A 5,312-nucleotide genomic window follows, 5' to 3' on the forward strand; every position below is an offset into this window, starting at 1 on the left:
AGAAATATCAAAAGGAACAATCTCTGATAAGAAAAGTATTGAAATTCAAAACCTAAAGAACGGTGTTTATATATTGAAATTTGCCGATGGAAACACCTTGAAATTTATAAAAAAATAAACGGAGGTTTTTTTTCACAGATTGATGTTACAGGAAATGGCTTAGGAATTTGAAGAAAATTAGGGCTTTTCGTTCAAAATTTGTTCTATAGAATGATAAATATCTAATATTGTTTCTTTATTTGTGTTTTCATTGTGATATAATAAGGACGAGTATATTTTTGCAGAACCTGCAATATTTTCACTAACAATTACATTATCAACTTTAGTTACAGTACCTTTTAATTCACTCTCAGTATACCAGATATTAAATTTCCTGAATCTTACTTCAGCTCTCTCATCACCATCATCACAAATATAAAGAATTGTATTTCTTTCATTATCAAAGAAAGTTGATAAAATCGCACAAATTATCGCTGATACATTGCGGTCAAGAGGTTCCTTGATCTCGGAAGTTTTTCCAATAATTAATTGATAAATATCATCAATCTCAATATTGGAAACTGCAGAGAATGTATAATCCAAAATAAAAGCAACCTTGTATTCTATACCATTAACTGTGGTAAAAATATAAGATTGTACTATTTCGTCAAATTGATAATTATATGGGCTTGGCGAACTTAATCCCTTTTTGAGTCAAAGTTTCAATAGATGTTTTGCCTTTCAAAAAGGAACGTACAGCAGACTTATCAGCAACCATTTTAGCGACCGAAGAAATCACAACTTCTCTGTTTATTACGATCTTTTTCATTTTGCTCTTATTATAACAGCACAAAGATAGAAAATATACTTAAATTAAATTTAAGCACTAATAAATCGAACCGGATCATCTTCAAAAATCTAATCTTCTAAACCCCTAAAAACCATTTGATTGCAGGCAATCCCAGTGAGGTGTTACATCATTAAATATACGAATTCAAGCCCCAAATTATTGAAATTATTTACCTATTTTTGATTAAAATAAACGGAGGTTTTTTCACAGATTGACGTTAGTGGAAATAATATTTCAGAATTCCAAAAGAACATTTTCCTTAAAAAAACGAAAAAATTAATTCTATTTAAATTATGTTTGTATCTTTGTATGGAAACAACACGGAATGAATGGATAAATTTAAAGTCATATTTTTGACTGAAGCTAGGGAATTTCTACTTGAATTAGACGAAAAAAATCGAGACAAAATAATTTTCAACATAGACAAATCAAAAATTAAAAATGATAATGAATTATTCAAAAAACTGAAAGGTGAAATTTGGGAGTTTAGAACTTTATACAACAAAACTTACTTTAGAATTTTTGCATTTTGGGACAAAACAGAGAAAGTTGAAACTTTAGTTTTAGCAACTCACGGAATTATAAAGAAAACAGGAAAAACTCCTGAAAAAGAAATAGAAAAAGCAGAAAACATAAGATTGAGATATTTTGAACTTAAAAATAAGAGAAATGAAAAATAAAGAAAATGAATTAGAAATGTTCTCTTTTGACAAGATAAAAGATGAATTTATTGGCGAGGTTGGAACTGTAAAAAGAACACTTTATGAGCAAGAACTTCAAATAGAAATTCTTGGCGATTTAATTAAAAAAGTCCGTCTTGAAAGAAATATGACACAAGAAGAACTTGGAAAATTAATCGGCGTTCAAAGAGCTCAAATATCAAAACTTGAAAACAATACAACAAATGTTACAGTTGAAACAATTTTGAGAGTTTTTAGCGCATTAAAAGCAAAAGTGAATTTTAACGTAGAAATCTTAAACAGCAACGTGAAAATTGCTGGGTAAAACTACTTCTGCCAATAACCAAGCATTCGTTGGGCTTGAAAAGCCAACAATGAAAGCCCGTTGAACGAAACCTTCGGTGGCTTTTCCTCCCCACTGGGTAATTTTATGGAGTTGTCGTTTTTAGAATGTAGATATACAAAGCAGTTTTTTAGAAGAACTGCTTTTTTTGTGGCATTTGGTAGCACCTCTTGTCTTTTGTAGTTTATTCGACCGTTTTCCCAAAAAACACTTGTGCTACTTTTCCACAAAAGCATCGATAAAGCGAACCGGATTATCTTTAGAAATCGAATCTTCTAAACTCGTAAAAACCCTTTGATTGCGGGCAATTCCAGTGACGTGTAACATCATTAAATATACGAATTCACTCCCGAAATATTGAAATTTTTTACCTATTTTTGATTAAAATAAACGGAGGTTTTTTCACAGACTGACGTTAGCAGAAATGTCAAAACCAACAACATGAAAAAAATACATTTAACATTAATTTTAGTAACATTCTCACTTTTTGCATTTAGTCAAAATATAAACTTTGACTCAATAAAAATTAATGTTCAGAGTGAAAATTCAAATTTATATTATGAAAAACTTATGTATAAATTTAAATTTGACCCAACTTCTATGTCAGATGAAGAAGTGAAAAATTTATATTATGGAAAAAAGTTCTCAAAATATAAAACTGCTTTTTTTGACACAGATTATTTTGACTTCACTAAAAACTTTTCTCAAGGAAATTTGAAAAAAGCGATAATTTCTGGTGAAAAATATTTAGAAAAGGATCCGACAAATTCTGAAGTTCTTACATATTTGGAAATTGCCTACCGTAAAAAGGATAAAGAGTCGAAAAATCATATTCTTTATTCCCTACAATCAAAAACATTATTAAATTGTATAATGAAAAATGGAGATGGTAAAACAAAAGAAACCGCTTTTAAAGTGAATTCAGTAGGAGAAGAATATTTAATAGCAGGTAAACTTGGAAAAAACATTCGAACATTCAAAAGAACTTCGATTATGCAAAATGACGGCACAATAGATGGATTTTCCAAAGGAAATGAGGCAATATATTTCAAAGTTTATGAGAGCATCGAAAATTTCTAATGTAAAGACACTTCTGCTAATAACTAAGCTTTCGTTGGGCTTGAAAAGCCAACAATGAAAGCCCGTTGAACGGAACCTTCGGTGGCTTTTCCTCCCCACTTGGTAACCTTATGGAGTTGTCGTTTTTAGAATTTTGATATACAAAGCAGTTTTTTAGAAGGACTGCTTTTTTTGTGGCGTTTGGTAGCCTTTAGAAGAGGTTTTCTGCAGTTTTTCTTTGTGGCAGAACACAATTTCCCTTACCCACAATGGTTATTTTGCAGATGAAGTTGGGGTTACGAAAAGAAAATCCTGTGGCGGTCCTCGTTGTCCGAAAAGTGCGATGGTTACGAGGTTTCCCTCCTTGCAACACCGGCATTTTTTAAGCAACGTTTTGGGTTTTGCTTCCGGAATTTGGATTTTTAAAGTGCTTTGCAAATCCTGAAGTTTGCCTCGTTTCCATGAACTGCTTAAAATCCCGTAATGACGGATTCTCACGAACCTTTTTGGCAAAATATGAAGACTGAATCTGCGCGCAAATTCAGTATTCGATAAGGTCATTTCTTTTTTTTCACCGCCTTTTCGATAATCTTTGTAGCTGAAACGAACCTCTTTATCCGTCACTTCTTTGATTCTGTGGTTACTGATGGCGACTTTGTGCGTATATCTTCCCAAATATTCAATCACCTGTTTTGGGCCACCAAATGGTCTTTTGCCATAAACAACCCAGTTCTTTTCCCATAATTTTTCTCGGATTTCTGCATACTGAATCGGACTTTCCTGTCCTATTTTTTCGCAAAACTTCGCCTGAAAAACCGTGCTTAAAGCTTTTATACAGTTGCGTGTTTTAAATATCTATATCTGCGTATTTTAAATATTATTAATGTAAATTTAATTAATTACAATTAAATAAACCGCATAAACAACTGATAATGTGAGAAATAATTTAATAATAATTTTTTTTGCCCATTATGAAAACTTGCGTATATTTGTGAGTTAGCGGCAACTTTACAGACACACCAAACACGACAAAATGTGGTATAATAAATTTACTTTTTTCGACAGACAAGACGGACTTATAGAAGTTCCGACAGACAGTTACCTCTCTAAATATTTGACCGAAGAAGAGGTTAAACTGTATCCTGACATTAAAAAGCTATATCCCGAATTTTTAGATAACGATAAACTAATAATTCCTAAAGAACTAACTTTGACCATTGAACTTCGTGAGCTTTTAAAATACTCAAATGGTGGTGGAATAATAAACTGCGACAGAGAATTTGGATATTTTTCCTTGCAAGACATTCGCTACTATTATTTCGCCTACGGTTTTCCAAAATGGACACCATACTTTTTGCCAATTGCTTTTAATGGTGGTGGAAAATTTTATGCTTATGACTTTAGAGATTTAATAGACATAAAAATTGTTGCAGTTAGTTCAGGTGACTTAGACTATGAAAGTTCAGTTGTTATTGGTGTTACATTGGAAGAAGTTTTAAGCAAGACAACAAACATTGAAGACGAACTTGATTTACTTTATCAACGACCAAAACCCACTGAAAATGAAAAAAGAGCAACAGAAATTTATAATGAACTTAAAGAACTTGAAAATAATAAAAACAGCGGACAAATTGACTTGAAAACCTACTTGGAGACAAAACGAAAACTTGAAAATGAAATTACGCAAACAAATAAAAGCAGCCGCTAACAAGGGTTTGGCAAAATGGGGGCAGAAGTGCAGAATTGAACATTTGGAATTCTATTGTACATTTGTGCTAAATCGAACATTTGTGCTTCTAATTCCCCCACTTCGCCAAGCCCCAAAACGATGTGCAAAAGTCTCCGCTCCGCTCCGCCTTTTGCACATCGTCGCGCGGATTTCATCCGCAGATGTGTCAAAGTTCTCCGCTGCGCTGCGACCTTCAACACATCTGCGGATTGGCAAAATTCCATTTTCTTTTGTAACTTCGTTACAACAAAAATGAAACTTCGCCAATCCGCGCGACGTCAGGCTGTGAAAAAACTCACTTTCTTCCTCTTTAAGCCATATTTTTACAACGCTGCAAGGTAAAACAAGCCTTTTAAGGACGCCTTATTTTTAAGCAACCAATAATACTTTTTCAAAAACAAAGACTGATTTCAGCTTAAAATGATTCGTTATTAACAAAAACAAGACGTTCCTTTTGTAAGGTGACTTCCAGTTCTTCAATTTCGCAATTAAATCAGGAACTCCCAGAATATTCATCGCACGTTTGATGTTGTAAACCAGCATAATTAAGCTGTGTTCACCATTTACCTTCTCTAAACCCGTTAAATTCGTGTGATTGTAAGCGCATTGCCTTTTGATGGTTCCGAAGATATGCTCGTTGATCTCCTGCCTTTTTCGGTACAATTGCCCATT

General features: G+C 32.8%; 9 protein-coding genes and 1 pseudogene. 5 read left to right on the forward strand and 5 right to left on the reverse strand.

The genetic code is table 11. The features are described 5' to 3' along the window. Positions 1–19: 19 nt before the first annotated feature. Positions 20–118: a hypothetical protein gene (locus BW939_RS16205; RefSeq protein ID WP_394333841.1), complete on the forward strand. Its 99-nt coding sequence runs from the start codon at positions 20–22 to the stop codon at positions 116–118. Positions 119–177: 59 nt separating this feature from the next. Here BW939_RS16205 and BW939_RS15520 read toward each other — a convergent pair whose 3' ends face one another. Continuing rightward, positions 178–582, reverse strand: coding sequence for a DUF6169 family protein (locus tag BW939_RS15520; RefSeq protein ID WP_076452917.1), 405 nt, complete (start codon positions 580–582; stop codon positions 178–180). A 76-nt stretch (positions 583–658) separates the two neighbouring features. Further along, positions 659–808, reverse strand: coding sequence for a hypothetical protein (locus tag BW939_RS15910; protein ID WP_159439286.1), 150 nt, complete (start codon positions 806–808; stop codon positions 659–661). A 350-nt stretch (positions 809–1,158) separates the two neighbouring features. Between BW939_RS15910 and BW939_RS15525 the strand changes: the two genes are divergently transcribed. The 3 genes from BW939_RS15525 to BW939_RS15540 all read left to right on the forward strand — a co-directional run bounded on the left by BW939_RS15525 (position 1,159) and on the right by BW939_RS15540 (position 2,932). Then, positions 1,159–1,509 carry a type II toxin-antitoxin system RelE/ParE family toxin gene (locus BW939_RS15525; protein WP_076452918.1) on the forward strand — a complete coding sequence of 117 codons (351 nt, stop codon included), beginning with the start codon at positions 1,159–1,161 and terminating at the stop codon, positions 1,507–1,509. Next, on the forward strand, positions 1,499–1,834 hold the full coding sequence (locus BW939_RS15530; RefSeq protein WP_076452919.1) for a helix-turn-helix domain-containing protein: 336 nt from the start codon (positions 1,499–1,501) through the stop codon (positions 1,832–1,834). The genes BW939_RS15525 and BW939_RS15530 overlap by 11 nt, the downstream gene beginning before the upstream one ends. A 459-nt stretch (positions 1,835–2,293) precedes the next feature. Next, entirely contained in the window at positions 2,294–2,932 is a 639-nt protein-coding gene (locus BW939_RS15540; RefSeq protein ID WP_076452921.1) for a DUF4919 domain-containing protein, read from the forward strand. Positions 2,933–3,184: 252 nt separating this feature from the next. On the opposite strand, the pseudogene BW939_RS15545 reads toward BW939_RS15540, so the two are convergent. Further along, positions 3,185–3,745, reverse strand: a pseudogene (locus BW939_RS15545) (IS91 family transposase); the annotation flags it as partial. Positions 3,746–3,944: 199 nt separating this feature from the next. Between BW939_RS15545 and BW939_RS15550 the strand changes: the two are divergent. Further along, positions 3,945–4,619, forward strand: coding sequence for an SMI1/KNR4 family protein (locus BW939_RS15550; RefSeq protein WP_076452922.1), 675 nt, complete (start codon positions 3,945–3,947; stop codon positions 4,617–4,619). Here BW939_RS15550 and BW939_RS15915 read toward each other — a convergent pair. Both BW939_RS15915 and BW939_RS15560 read right to left on the reverse strand, forming a co-directional pair. Continuing rightward, positions 4,616–4,795: a hypothetical protein gene (locus BW939_RS15915; RefSeq protein ID WP_159439287.1), complete on the reverse strand. Its 180-nt coding sequence runs from the start codon at positions 4,793–4,795 to the stop codon at positions 4,616–4,618. The genes BW939_RS15550 and BW939_RS15915 overlap by 4 nt on opposite strands. A 214-nt stretch (positions 4,796–5,009) precedes the next feature. Beyond that, the coding region (locus BW939_RS15560; RefSeq protein ID WP_228417269.1) for a transposase at positions 5,010–5,312 on the reverse strand (303 nt) is incomplete at its 5' end.

Source organism: Chryseobacterium piscicola, from assembly GCF_900156685.1.
Classification (GTDB): domain Bacteria; phylum Bacteroidota; class Bacteroidia; order Flavobacteriales; family Weeksellaceae; genus Chryseobacterium; species Chryseobacterium piscicola.

Coding starts and splice junctions, on each gene's coding strand:
- BW939_RS15910 (WP_159439286.1), bottom strand. CDS start 808: ATGAAAAAGATCGTAATAAACAGAGAAGTTGTGATTTCTTCGGTCGCT.
- BW939_RS15525 (WP_076452918.1), top strand. CDS start 1,159: ATGGATAAATTTAAAGTCATATTTTTGACTGAAGCTAGGGAATTTCTA.
- BW939_RS15530 (WP_076452919.1), top strand. CDS start 1,499: ATGAAAAATAAAGAAAATGAATTAGAAATGTTCTCTTTTGACAAGATA.
- BW939_RS15540 (WP_076452921.1), top strand. CDS start 2,294: ATGAAAAAAATACATTTAACATTAATTTTAGTAACATTCTCACTTTTT.
- BW939_RS15550 (WP_076452922.1), top strand. CDS start 3,945: ATGTGGTATAATAAATTTACTTTTTTCGACAGACAAGACGGACTTATA.
- BW939_RS15915 (WP_159439287.1), bottom strand. CDS start 4,795: ATGAAATCCGCGCGACGATGTGCAAAAGGCGGAGCGGAGCGGAGACTT.